The organism is Fodinibius roseus (assembly GCF_900129315.1).
Classification (GTDB): Bacteria; Bacteroidota; Rhodothermia; order Balneolales; family Balneolaceae; genus Fodinibius; species Fodinibius roseus.
Genome location: NZ_FQUS01000002.1, coordinates 241,344 through 254,923 on the forward strand (window position 1 = coordinate 241,344; position 13,580 = coordinate 254,923).

A 13,580-nucleotide genomic window follows, 5' to 3' on the forward strand; every position below is an offset into this window, starting at 1 on the left:
AATTTTGGTTTATTGGTGAAAAGCCCCAAAGATAAAAGCTGGCAGGTTTGGATTGATACCGGCGGTACTTTTACGGACTGTATCGCTGTCGACCCAGAAGGAGATCGCAAAAGGGTGAAGGTCCTGTCCAGCAGCTGCCTGCGGGGAAAAGTAGTTGTTTCCGGAGTGACCGGCCCCGCTTCCACGGTTAAGATTGAACAGGACTGGGAAGTGCCCGATGATTTTATCAAGGGATTTCAATTCAGACTCCTGGAACCGGGGAGTGACGAAGCGGTTGCGGAAGTGACGGGCTTTGACAGCCGGAATTCTACCCTCACGCTTGATCGTCCCCTTGAAATACCCGGTGATATCCCTTCTTTTGAGGTGCAGTCGGAGGAGGAAGCCCCGGTACTGGCGGCGCGGATGGTGACCCGGACCTCCCGCCGGCGGTCCCTGCCTCCCCTGCAGTTTCGCCTGGCCACGACCAAGGCTACCAATGCTTTGCTGGAGCATAAAGGGGAACCGACCGCCCTTTTGGTGACGCGCGGATTTGCCGATCTGCTGGAGATCGGCAACCAGCAGCGACCTGATCTTTTTGCACTGAATATAGAGAAACGAAGGCCTGTTTACGACAAAGTTGTAGAGGTTGACGAGCGGCTGGATGCCGAAGGTACGGTACTGGAGCCGCTGGAGACTGCTTCGCTGGAATCCCAGGTGGAGCAGATGCTGGAAGGCGGGATAAGATCGGTTGCGGTAGTGCTGATGCACAGCTATAAAAATGATGCCCATGAACAGCAAATGAAGGAATGGCTGGTGCGGAAAGGGTTTAAAAGCGTCTCCGTTTCCTCGGAACTCAGTCCCTTTATAAAGATACTCACCCGGGCTGAGACGACCGTGGTAAACGCTTACCTGGCTCCGATAATCCAGCAGTACCTTGATGAGGTACAGTCGGTGATTCCGGACCGGAATATGTATGTGATGACCAGTGCAGGGGGACTCACTCTCAAGGAGGACTACGCTCCGAAGGACAGCCTGTTAAGCGGTCCGGCGGCGGGCGTCGTGGGAGCTGCAGCCGCAGGAAAAGCATCAGGGTATAACAAGGTGATCTCCTTTGATATGGGAGGGACCAGCACGGATGTGGCTCGGTACGAATCCGATTTTGAGTATGTCTTTGAACATACGGTCGGTGATGCACAGCTTGTGGCCCCGGCTCTGAATATTGAATCGGTAGCCGCCGGAGGAGGCTCCGTCTGTCACTTCGATGGATATAAGCTTTGTGTGGGCCCCCAAAGTGCAGGCGCCCGACCGGGCCCGGCTTGTTACGGGGCAGGGGGACCACTGACCCTGACGGATGTGAATTTGCTGCTGGGACGGCTGGATCCTCAAAACTTTCATATTCCGGTGGATCGAACATCAGCCGAACAGCAGTTGGAAAAACTCGTTTCAGAAGTGAATGCCACCGGGGAGGCGTCCGTTTCGAAGCGGGACGTGTTGACGGGTTTTTTGAGGATTGCCAACGAACGCATGGCCGATGCCATCCGCAAGATCTCTGTTCGCAAAGGGTTCGACGTCCGTGAATATGCCATGGTCGCTTTTGGCGGGGCCGGGGGACAGCATGCCTGCGCGATTGCCCGGCGACTGGGCATCAAAACCGTATTAATCCCGGAAGATGCAGGCTTATTGAGTGCCCACGGGCTGGGGAGCGCCCAAATAGAAGAATTTGAGGAATCACAGCTGTTGAAGCCGCTGGAGGAGGTAGAGGGACAGCTGTCGGACAGGGGACGACGGATGGGAGAAAAGGCTTCCCGAAAACTGCAGGCGTCCGGCATCGCTGAGGACGATATCGTCATCCGCCGGCAAATGGTATCTCTGCGGTTGGCCGGGCAGCAGACCTCGCTGGAGATCGCTTTAGAAAAGGGGGTGGACCTTAAAAAGGCCTTTAGAGAAGCGTACAGGGAGCGGTATGGCCACTGGGTACCGAATCGCACCGTTGAGGTGGAGAGCATGCGGGTCGTTGCTTCAACAGTACCGGGCGGCGCTGAAAAGAGGCCGAGAGATCTCCCTGCTCATACGCCGGAGCCGGCATTCCACAAACAGATCGGGTTTAGCGGGACCAACCGCCGGACCCCCGTCTTCCTCCGGTCCGCATTAAAGCCGGGGAGCCGCCTAACGGGACCCGCATTAGTGCTGGATCCCCACAGTACGATTGTGGTGGAGCCGCAGTGGGAGATGGAAGTCACCGGTACGGGCGCGCTGGAAATGGCATATCAAGACCGGGAGGGGACCCAAACGGATGAGGATGAGGCTACTTCCTCCGAAGTGGTCAGGCTGGAACTGTTTACCAACCGGTTTACCTCCATCGCTGTGGAGATGGGGGAGATGCTTCGGCGGACCGCTCTTTCCGTCAATGTAAAAGACCGGATGGATTTTTCCTGCGCCCTCCTGAATGCCCAGGGGGAGCTGGTCGTCAATGCTCCCCACATTCCGGTGCATTTGGGAGCGCTGGGATTATGTGTCAGGCGCCTCAGGGAAAGTATTGCGATGCAGCCGGGGGATGTCGTTATCACCAATCACCCGGGCTATGGCGGCTCGCACCTGCCGGACGTTACGCTGGTGACCCCGGTGTATACCCGGGAGGAACAGCTGATCGGGTATGCCGCCAGCAGGGCCCATCATGCGGAAATAGGGGGGACCGCGCCCGGATCGATGCCCCCGGCGGCAACGAGTCTCGAGGAAGAGGGCGTAGTCATCCCTCCCATGCACCTGATTAGAAAGGGAGAGCAGCGGTGGGATCACATCAGAAACCACATGCTGGAAGCTGCCCATCCCACCCGGAATGTAGAGGAAAATATGGCGGACCTGCAGGCCGCTGTGGCGGCTAACCACCGCGGGGCGGAAGGACTGCGGCAGTTGTGCCGCAAGCACGGTTTCGGGGAAGTACATTATTATATGAATGCCCTGCGTGACCATGCCGAAACCAAAATGCGGGAGACAATCAACAAAATACCGTCCGGCCGCTATCTAAGCGAAGAATCGCTGGACGACGGGACTCCGCTCAGGGTATCGCTGCAGATTGGGGAGGATGCCATTGGGCTGGATTTTTCCGGCACCGGCGAAGTGCACCCCCACAACCTAAATGCCACGCCGGCCATCGTAAACAGCGTGGTCATGTATGTACTGCGGCTGCTGATTGACGAGCAGATCCCCCTGAATGAAGGGATTCTCAAGCCGGTGCAGCTGCATCTGCCGCCCTGCCTGCTCAACCCTGATTTTGACAGCGACCCCGCCCAATGCCCGGCGGTGGTCGGCGGGAATGTGGAGGTCAGCCAGCGGCTGGTCGATACCCTGCTGAAGCCGTTCGAACGTGCGGCCTGCAGCCAGGGAACCATGAATAATGTGCTGTTCGGGAATGATCATTTCGGATATTATGAGACCGTGGGAGGAGGCACCGGTGCGGGACCCTCTTTCCCCGGGAGTGATGCAGTGCACCATCATATGACCAATACGCGGGGGACCGATCCCGAAATTCTGGAGCATCGGTACCCGGTTCGGCTGGACCGCTATGCCATCCGAAAAGGATCCGGCGGTGAGGGGAAATGGAAGGGAGGAAACGGCATACTTCGCCAGATCACCTTTCTGCAGCCGGTGGAGCTTACCGTATTATCGCAACACCGGACAGCAGGGCCGTATGGCCTGCAGGGCGGGGAAAGGGGAAAGCCGGGTGAACAGTGGGTGGTGTATAAGGACGGCCGGCGCGAAAGACTGGAACCGGTGGAGGGCCGGTCGCTTGACAAAGGCGATCGTTTTATCCTGAAAACGCCCGGGGGCGGTGGGTTTGGAGGGGAGTGAAAGCTTACTTCTATATAACATATATAACGAAACGCTTTTGTAGAATCCTGCCATGTTCTGCTTCCACGGGATTTCAGCATCTATTGCATGGGAATGTTAGAAACTGTCAACCCTATTTTTACAAAAGATTCTCTCTCGAGAGTTGCAAATAGTGATACGGTTTTTGTTAAGGACTTAATAAGTAAATCCTGATAAAAATAAGTCCGGGTTTGAAATGAATATTTTTTTGTATTATTTATAATCAAAAAGGGATTTATGAAGTGCTGATACTACTATCTGGGTGTGGGTTTTATGAATGCATAGTTATTTCCTATTTAAAGCTTGGCAAATTAAGCATTGTATTTTTTTTATAACATTTACTTAACGGTTTGTTGAAGACTTGATCGCTCGGAGCAGTTATATTATGATCCGTTTTAAGTAAGGGAAGGGAGAATAATGATTATTTCTAATTGACAGCATGAAAATGATATGTAAGCAAAGTGACGATTAATTAGTGATGCTGACAAAAAAGCAATTCGAAAATCTATTTAATACGCATATTCGGGCCGTATCTACCTTACTTTCTTATTATACCTCTGATAAGACAGAGTTGGAAGATTGGGTGCAAGAAGTATTCATAAAGGTGTGGGATAACCGGGAAAAAATTGATCCCGGTCATCCGCGTGTAAAGGGCTATCTGTTAAAAATGGCTCGGAATCATGCTCTTTGCTGCCTGCGGGAACAGAAGCGAGAGCCCTTTTTTGCGTATGATAAGGTCGATGACATACCGGTACCCGTCCATTCGGTTCATGGGCAATTAGTAAAAAAAGAATTGTCCCAAGCCTATAGAGAAGCCCTTGAGCAAGTACCGCCCCGTGCGAAACAGGCCTTTACATTAAGCAGAGACAAGGGATTGACCTACAGCCAGATAGCCGAGGAGATGGGAATCTCTCCGAAAACGGTAGAGGGACAAATTAGCCATACGTTAAAAATTTTACGTGTTGAGCTGAGTGAATTCAGAGGATAGCAGAGGATCTTTTAAATTCTTTGCGCGTCTTCTCCAAATCTTTTTTATAAATTTAGGAAAGGATTTTAAATTTTACGATTTCATGCCTTAACCGGGGATCTGTGCAGTAGATCCATGTCATTTATTTAAGAAAACGCATAACCGGCCAGCCCGAATTTTCTCCCCCTATGAATTTTTTTAAATTTTTTTTGAGGGTATCCCCATCTTTTGCTCATATATATAAATAGAAGAGATAATCAAACGTGAAGTTGACGTAAAATATAATATAAACAAATCTCCTTTTGGGAGAGTCCGCCTATAGGTGGGAGGGTGCTCAAGGCGCAGGAAGCAGCGAACACCTCCCAGGAAAGCGATCGGAACAGGAAGGAAGGGATTTTAGCCTTCTGTTATAGTTTATTTTTTTATATCGAATTCACTTAAATAAATAATGAAAGATTGACCAGAGATCCCGGCGATATATTATTAAAGCGATACCTCCAGGGGAGTTGTACCCGAACGGAAGAGCTGCAGATAGAGCGATGGCTGGAAGAAGATCCTTCGCATGCGGTTCGATTAGAACAGTTTTCCGCCAGAAATGCGCCTGCTCTACCTGTAGATGAAGAACGCATTAAAGCAGAGGTATTACAGCGTATTGGTAATGAAACTGCAGGTAAAACAGATAAATCACCAGCATTTAATACTCACAATACCAAGAAGTATTCACGCAGGGAATTTATCGTCAGATGGGGTGCCGCGGCTGCGGTTATTTTATTTATCCTTTCAACAAGTTTGGGAATTTATTTAATACAGGGTCCAGGACCCATACAAGAACCTGTTTATGTGGAGCGAACCCTGCCGGCCGGTAAAACAGCCACATATACGTTAAGTGATGGAAGCAAGGTGCATCTGAACTCGGAAAGCACGTTGAAGTTTCCGGAACAATTCGGTTCGGGAGCCCGGGAGATATATCTTGACGGAGAAGCCTTTTTTGAGGTAACCTCTGATAAAGATCGTCCCTTTGAAGTTCATGCCGGAAATCTTAAAACAACCGTTCTGGGGACTGCTTTCAATGTAAAAGCCTTTCCCGAAAATCAGCAGACGCAGGTTGCCGTAGAGCATGGCAAAGTTTCGGTAAAGAAGAAAGATTCCGCCCGGACGTCCATGGTGTTAACTCCCAATCAATGGGTAACGTTTGATAAGAAGAAAAAAGAGCTAAAAAGAGAGTCTGGTGATATTCGCCGCATAGTCGCATGGAAAGATGGAATCCTGTTCTTCCACAACAAGACGGTTGCTGAAGCAGCAAATATGTTAGAGCGGTGGTACGGGACCAATATTGTGGTTGAAAACGAAGCCATTAAGAGCTGTGTGCTTCAGGGAGAGCATAAAGAAGAAAGTCTGGAAAATGTATTGGAAGCTATGCAGTTTGCCCTGAATATGGATTATAGATTCACTGAGAAAGGGGTTGTTATAACAGGAGGACAATGTAAATAAATAGATAAGAATTTTCTTTAGCAGTACAGAAAACAAGTAAACGGTATAATAAAAAGGCCCGCTTACCTGACGATGTTGGCGCATGCAAGGTAAACGAGCCTGTCGATTAACGAGTAATAAGAACCCATTAATCATTGATAAGATATGAAAAAAAGAATACTAAAAACAGCCTTCCGTATGTCACGTAATGCTTTGTTCGGACTGTTATTTTGTTGCCTGGTTGCCCCTTTGGTAATGGCCGAGAGCAGTTCCGGACAAAGTATCGAAGACGTTTTTGTCAAGATATCTGCAGAACATACTCCCGTTGAGAATATTTTTAAAGATATTGAAGCAGCTACCTCGTTTTCATTTCTCTATGGCAAATACCGAATCGAAGCGATGCCTCATCGTATATCGTTCACAGCAAAAAAAAGATCGGTTGCCGATATATTACGCATTATTTCACGGGAAACAGGATTACTGTTTAGACAAATCAACAGCACCGTAACGGTCAAAACAGATGATATTCGACCTGTAAAAAGAGAAGAACCATCAGATGAAATGATCGAAGGAACCGTATATGATGCGGCAACTAATGAAACCCTGCCCGGTGTAAACATTCTGGTGAAAGGGACTACCATGGGGACATCGACAGACAGAAATGGGGCATTTGAATTTACCGTTCCCTCTCTGCAAGATACGTTGGTGGCCTCGTTTGTGGGGTATCAGACAAAAGAAGTACCCATCAATGGCAGAACTGAACTAAACATATCGTTGAGTTCACAGGCCATTGTAGGTGATGAAATGGTTGTCGTGGGATATGGAGAACAGGAAAGAAGCAGTTTAACCAGTGCGGTCTCCGATATTGATGGTGATGTTATTTCTAAAAAACATGTGTTCGACAGTCGAAGAGCATTGCAGGGACTGGCGCCGGGGGTGACTGTTATAGACCGTGGAGGCGATCCTGCAGCGGCAAATAATATCCAGATCAGAATTCGGGGAAATACCACGATCGGAAATAACGAGCCTCTTGTTTTGGTCGATGGCGTAGAAGAAACTGATGGGTTCGGCGATATGAATCCCAATGATATTGCATCCATCACCGTATTGAAAGATGCTTCTGCTACCGCTATCTATGGATCGAGAGGAGCTAACGGGGTCGTTTTAGTAACCACTAAGGACGCTGAGGAAGGAGTGTTGGAAGTAGAATATAACGGCTATTATGGAGTTCAGGAGCTCAATTACAAGCCGGAACACTTGGGATTGGAAAAATATATGAGACTGCAAAATGAAGCTTATTCCAACCGTCCCGGTGGACAACCTTTTTATACAGAGGAAGAGATTCAGGAGTATATCAACGCTGATGACCGGTTGCAATATCCACTACCCAATACCATGTGGGATGCGACCTTCAGCCCCGCCCCGCAACAGAATCACAGCTTGCAATTCAGTGGAGGATCTGAAAGCATAAATTCTCTCTTGTCACTCAGCTATTCGAATCAGGATGGCGTTATTCCGAACTTTTCATCGGATAAATATAACGTCCGGTTAAATACGAACTTTAAAGTAAACGACCGTATTCAGCTGAGCAGCAAGATAACCTATAGGAAAAATGATTCGGTCCGTCCCTTTGAAGACGGGGGGGTTTACTGGCGTCTGTGGCACAGCTCTCAGTGGACGGTTCCCCAATATCCGGATGGGACATACGGGGTAAGCAATCAGGGTCATAATCCTTATATGTATGCCAAGGAATCAGGAACGCTAAAATATTACCAGGATTATTTGTTAGGAAATGCAACGGCTGATGTGGAGCTGTTGGACAATCTTACCTATAGCTTACAAGTAAGTGGCCAGATTGATTTGCGAAGTCACCGAAATTTTAAAAGAGCCTATGACGTCCATGATTATTATGATCCGAGCGTCATCGTTAAGACCGTTTCTCCCAATCAATTAACGGAATTTCGGGATCAAACCGATCGACTTACGTTGCGAAATTTATTAAACTATAAGCTGGAGCTGGAAAATCACTCAATTAGCATCCTGGGGGGATACGAGCAGATACAACAAAACCACGAACGGCTAACCGCAAACAGGGAAGGCTTTTACAATAACGAGTTACGAAACCTGGATGCAGGATCCCAGGAAAACTGGTCTAACTCAGGGTACGATACCGATACGCGGTTAAGATCTGTTTTTGGGCGACTGAACTACTCTTATGAAGATCGATATCTCTTGGAAGCCAATGCCCGGTACGATGGTTCTTCCAAGTTCTATGGAGCCAACAATCAATACAGTTTCTTCCCGTCATTTTCAGCGGCATGGCGAATCTCCAATGAGCAGTTTTGGGAACCATTTGAGTCGGTTATCAGCAATCTGAAACTTCGGGGATCCTGGGGCCGTACCGGCAATAATTCAGTTGATCTATATACCTTTTTCCCGGGCTTAAACAACGGAACATACAGTTTCGGCGGGGGGCTTGTGGAGACTTATTACCAGGGCTCATTAACTAATCAGGACTTGACTTGGGAGACGACCACTCAAACAGATGTGGGTATCGACATAGCTTTTTGGGAAGGTATGCTGGGGATGACTTTTGATTACTACGAGAAAAGAACCGACGGCATTTTATTAACGTTGCCTATTCCCGGAACGGTGGGGTTGGGAGCGGCTCCCCAAAATGCGGGTATTGTCGATAACAAGGGCTGGGAGCTGACGCTCAGCCATAGGAATATTTTATCCGAGGATTTCAATTATAGCATTTCGGCCAACCTATCTGATGTACGAAACGAGGTTATTGACTTAGCCGGAACAGGGCCTTACCTGGGTGGGAGAGAAAATGTGTTGGTTACAAAAGAAGGAGAAGAAATAAATGCATTATACGGATATAAAGCGCTTGGATATTTTGAATCCGAACAAGAGATTCAGAATCATCCGACAATTGTAGATAAGGACGCCACCTATCCCGGTGACTTGAAGTATGCTGATCTTAACGAAGATGGTGTCATAAACGGCGAGGATCGTACTGTCATCGGTTCTACGCTACCCAAATATACGTTTGGCATAACGACCAACCTGAACTATAGAAATTTTGATCTGGGATTTTTTATCCAGGGTGTAGGTCAGGCTGATGCGATACCGATTGGCGCAGCCCGTGAAGGCGGAAATTGGGAGGGTTTTACCTTGGAAATTGCCGGAGATTACTGGACGCCGGAAAATACCGACGCCCGTTTCCCTCGCAGGGAAAAAAGATCGCGAAAAAATCAAAGTTACCACAGCTCATGGTGGGTGGTCGATGCATCGTATGTAAAGCTTAAAAATTTAGATGTCGGATACACCGTTCCGGCCGACGTTTTGCAAAAGATGGGTATTGACATACGCTCACTGCGAATATTTGCAAGCGGGACCAATCTTTTTACGCTTTCTGAAGCCACGGACTGGGGACTGGATCCCGAATTTCCGTCAGGCCGGTTGAACTATTACCCCCAGACCAAGCTATACTCCGTTGGGATCAATCTGGAATTCTAAAACTATGATTAATATTATGATGAATCGAATCATTTTTTTCTCCCTGGTAGCACTGCTGCTAATTACAACAGCGTGCAGCGATAACTTCTTACAAACAGAACCTAATGACCGACTTTCGGACGGCTCTTTTTGGAATACCGAAGAGGATGCTGAGCTGGCTGCCAACGCTCTCTATGATCATCTTAAAACAGCCATCTTCAGATGGGATTCGATATCAGATATTGGCAAACCAAATACTCCTTCCAGTAGTGCCTCTCAAAATGTACAGGGATTACAGAGCTCAACCTCCGGCTATGGTCGGGGTATATGGGGCAATAGCTATGAGGCGATAAGGGCTGTTAATGATTACCTGGTAAAAATCGATCGTGTTGAGAGTGATAATACAGCATTGTTAGACCGGTACCGGGCAGAAGCTCGTTTTATCAGAGCTTATCAATATTCGTATCTGTTGATGTTTTACGGGGATGTTCCGTTCATCACAGAACCGATTTCTATTAGCGAAGCCAAAGAATTGACCCGAACGGATAAAGCGGAGATCTGGGATTTTGTCAGTTCAGAATTGCAGGAAATTTCAGAAGTCCTGCCCGAAAGCTACAGCGATAATGACCAAGGCAGAATTACAAGAGGCGCGGCCCTGGCATGGAAGGCACGGGCAATGCTCTGGGCCGGGCGTTATGAAGAAGCCGCTGCGGCCGCCCAGGCGGTGATGGATTCAGGAGTCTATGAACTGTATCCCAGCTATCAAGATCTGTTCAGCTATGAGGCCGAGCATAATAGCGGAGTCATTTTGAATAAGGAGTATATCAAAAACGAGGATTCCAATTCTCTGTTTGATATCTTAGCTCCTTTTTCTCAGAAATCTTCGGGTTCCACTTTTGTGCCTACCAAAAGTTTGGTAGACGCGTATGAGATGGCAAATGGTATGAAGATCGACGACCCTGGAAGCGGATATGATCCCGCCAGTCCCTATGAAAACAGGGACCCGAGATTACGCTATTCCATGTTCGTATATGGAGACGTACTGCCGGATGGACAAATCTATGATCCGCGGCCCGGATTGGGAGGTCCGGATGACATCATGAGATCGTTTACAACCACAAGTACCGGGTTTAACATCAAAAAATATGTCAACGATCAGGATCTGGAAGATCCGTCCAATGGCGGCATCAATATTATCCTGCAGCGTTATGCTGAAATACTACTGACCTACGCAGAGGCCAAGATAGAACTCGGAGAGATCGACCAGAGCGTGTATGATGCAATTAACGAAGTTCGCCAGCGACCGGATGTGGAGATGCCTGCTATACAATCCCCGAAAAGCCAGGAAGAGCTGCGGCAAATTGTCCGCCACGAGCGTAAAGTAGAACTGGCATTTGAAGGGTTGCGCTATTTCGATATCCGCCGCTGGGAGATCGCCCCGGAGGTGATGAATGGACCGATCAGGGGTATAACATCTGTGCAGAATACCTATGCCGACCGTTCGGATTGGGAGGTAATCGACTTTTCTTCAGATAATGAGCCTCGTGGAAATGTGGCATCGAATATAATTGATGATGATGTATCCACCATTTGGCATACGGCATGGGTAAATTCTAATCCTCCTCATCCTCATTATATAACCATCGATATGGGAGACCGGCAGGAAATCATCGGATTCAGAATTCGAGGTCGCCAGGGATATAACGATGGCAATCCGCAGGATATTTATATTGAAGTAAGCAGTAATGGAAATACTTGGGAGCACAGGGAAGACTTTACATTAAATAATGTTGGGTCGAATACGGTATATACATCATCTGCTCGTCAAGCCCAATATTTCAGAATGACAGTTGAGTCCAGTTTTGGAGGAACGACTCATACCCATGTGGCAGAAATAGAAGTGATTACCGCTCAGGCTACGGAAACCTGGGTGTATCCGGAATATGAGCGCAGCTTTGGTGAAAAAGATTATTTCTTGCCCATTCCCGATGAGGAGCTGACGTTAAATCCGAATTTAGAACAAAATCCAGGGTATTAATCCGGATGGTTGACAGCCCCTTAAATGTCAAAAATAAAAAAGGTTTATCATAATGGGTGAGGAGAACAAACCGGAAGAATCAGCGGCACATGAAACCACGCTTGACCGCTTGACGAATGAAACGATGGACCGGCGCAGCTTTCTGCAAAAGACAGGAAAGATTGCAGAGGTATTGGCTGCCGCCGGTCTGTTGGGAACCCTCCCTGCTATCGCCGGGTGTGGCAGTAATGGGGGGGAGGGGCCCTCAACTCCAACCCCGCCTAAAACGATCGGTTATCCATTTGAATTGGGTGTTGCCTCGGGAGATCCGTTGCCTGACGGAGTCGTACTATGGACCCGCTTGGCGCCCCGGGGGGGATCCATGCCCTCCGAGCCGGTGGATGTAACGTGGGAGGTAGCTGAGGACGAATCTTTCACGAGCATCGTACAACAAGGCACCTATGCGGCAGAGCCCGAATACGCCCATTCCGTGCATGCCGAAATAGAGGGACTGGAACCGGACCAGTGGTATTATTACCGGTTTAAAATGAATGACGAAGTGAGTCCGACCGGACGCACCAAAACAATACCGGCGGACGGCGCGCCAGTGGATCAGCTGAATATCGCATTCGCCTCTTGCCAGAATTATCCTGCAGGCTATTATACGGCCTACGATCATCTGGTTAATGAGGATTTGGATGTGGTCTTTTTTCTGGGAGATTATATCTATGAAGGAGCGGCCCAGGGGAGTCTGGGCAGGGGACATCTGCCGCGAAATGAAGTCCGCACATTACATGAATACCGCATTCGCTACGGACAGTATAAAAGCGATCCTTCCCTGCAGGCGGCCCATGCGGCCTTTCCCTGGATAGTGACCCTTGACGATCATGAAGTCAAAAACAACTGGGGAGGCGAAGGGCCTCCTTATGATAATACAGCTCAGTTTTTGAGTCGGCGGGCAGCGGCCTTTAAGGCGTATTACGAGCATATGCCGATTCGAAGATCCTCCCTGCCCGGTGATGTCAATATGCAGCTGTTCCGTCGGTTTAAATATGGTAATTTAGTGGATTTTAATGTGCTGGATACCCGGCAATACCGCACTGGTTTTGCCTGCGGGGGAGGTATCCAGTCGGATTGTTCGGAGCGGCTGGATCCAGCCCGTACGATGCTGGGAGAGGACCAGGAAGACTGGCTGTTCGACGGACTTCGTTCCTCTTCGGCCCGGTGGAAGGTACTCGCCCAGCAGGTCATGATGGCGCAGGATGATCGACAAGAGGGCCCGGGAACCGCATTCGGCATGGATAAGTGGGACGGCTATGCCGCAACCCGTAATCGATTATTTGATGTTGTAAAAGAAAATGATATCGATAATATGGTGGTATTGACGGGCGACTCGCACAAAAATTGGGTGAACGATCTGAAAGACGATTTTAGTAATCCGGATTCTCGTACGCTGGGTACCGAATTTATGGGAACCAGCATTACTTCCGGCGGCAACGGCACCGATTTTCCAGGTTACGCAAGTACAATTTTGGCAGAAAATCCGCATATTAAGTTTTATAACGCTCAACGGGGATATGTGCGATGCAGCATAACACCCGAGCGGTGGCAAACGGATTTTCGGGTGGTACCGTATGTCGAAACCAAGGGAGCAGATATCCGGACACGAGCTTCGTTTGTTGTTGAAAACGGACAGCCCGGCGCGGTACAGATGTAGCCGATACACGTATCCGTTAACCTGGATATGCGATCTAACATACAGGCAGATAGATTTGA

Annotated in this window: 6 protein-coding genes; all 6 read left to right on the top strand. The window is 48.7% G+C overall.

Annotated elements, in window-relative coordinates:
- The first annotated feature begins 15 nt into the window (after positions 1-15).
- The gene (locus BUB16_RS02870; RefSeq protein WP_073059376.1) at positions 16-3,828 is read left to right on the top strand and encodes a hydantoinase B/oxoprolinase family protein; all 3,813 of its coding nucleotides are present in this window, start codon (positions 16-18) and stop codon (positions 3,826-3,828) included.
- A 496-nt stretch (positions 3,829-4,324) separates the two neighbouring features.
- Positions 4,325-4,834 (top strand): RNA polymerase sigma factor, encoded by a 510-nt coding sequence (locus BUB16_RS02875; RefSeq protein ID WP_073059317.1) that lies wholly within the window; start codon positions 4,325-4,327, stop codon positions 4,832-4,834.
- 435 nt (positions 4,835-5,269) lie between these two features.
- Positions 5,270-6,304 carry a FecR domain-containing protein gene (locus BUB16_RS02880; RefSeq protein WP_073059318.1) on the top strand — a complete coding sequence of 345 codons (1,035 nt, stop codon included), beginning with the start codon at positions 5,270-5,272 and terminating at the stop codon, positions 6,302-6,304.
- A gap of 177 nt (positions 6,305-6,481) precedes the next feature.
- Positions 6,482-9,808: a SusC/RagA family TonB-linked outer membrane protein gene (locus BUB16_RS02885; RefSeq protein WP_170864265.1), complete on the top strand. Its 3,327-nt coding sequence runs from the start codon at positions 6,482-6,484 to the stop codon at positions 9,806-9,808.
- 16 nt (positions 9,809-9,824) lie between these two features.
- Entirely contained in the window at positions 9,825-11,825 is a 2,001-nt protein-coding gene (locus BUB16_RS02890) for a RagB/SusD family nutrient uptake outer membrane protein (protein ID WP_170864266.1), read from the top strand.
- Between the two features lie 52 nt (positions 11,826-11,877).
- Positions 11,878-13,521 (top strand): alkaline phosphatase D family protein, encoded by a 1,644-nt coding sequence (locus tag BUB16_RS02895; RefSeq protein WP_073059321.1) that lies wholly within the window; start codon positions 11,878-11,880, stop codon positions 13,519-13,521.
- The last annotated feature ends 59 nt before the right edge of the window (positions 13,522-13,580 follow it).

Coding starts and splice junctions, on each gene's coding strand:
- BUB16_RS02895 (WP_073059321.1), top strand. CDS start 11,878: ATGGGTGAGGAGAACAAACCGGAAGAATCAGCGGCACATGAAACCACG.
- BUB16_RS02875 (WP_073059317.1), top strand. CDS start 4,325: ATGCTGACAAAAAAGCAATTCGAAAATCTATTTAATACGCATATTCGG.
- BUB16_RS02890 (WP_170864266.1), top strand. CDS start 9,825: ATGATGAATCGAATCATTTTTTTCTCCCTGGTAGCACTGCTGCTAATT.
- BUB16_RS02885 (WP_170864265.1), top strand. CDS start 6,482: ATGTCACGTAATGCTTTGTTCGGACTGTTATTTTGTTGCCTGGTTGCC.